The organism is Pseudonocardia sp. EV170527-09 (genome assembly GCF_008369905.1).
Lineage (GTDB): Bacteria > Actinomycetota > Actinomycetes > Mycobacteriales > Pseudonocardiaceae > Pseudonocardia.
On record NZ_VRMC01000694.1, the window covers coordinates 1 to 230 of the forward strand.

The following is a 230-nucleotide window of genomic DNA, read 5'->3' on the forward strand; positions in this document are numbered from 1 at the left end:
GTCTTGTAATGTGTTATCAAGGGCATGCCCCATATGCAACATACCAGTTACATTAGGAGGTGGTAATACGATACTAAATGGCTCTTTATTCGTGTCTACTTCTTCGTGAAAGTATCCTTGATTTTCCCAATAAGAATACCATTTGCCTTCTATTTCACCAGGATTATATGTGGTTAAATTTTCGTAGGTTTTCATCGTTCCTCCTAAAAGACTCCTTAGCGCTTCATAAT

1 protein-coding gene is annotated in these 230 nt (G+C 37.4%); it reads right to left on the reverse strand.

What is annotated here, in order from left to right:
* Positions 1 to 195 (reverse strand): class I tRNA ligase family protein (locus FVA95_RS33615; RefSeq protein ID WP_149667026.1); only part of this gene is annotated, 195 nt, incomplete at its 3' end.
* Positions 196 to 230 lie beyond the last annotated feature (35 nt).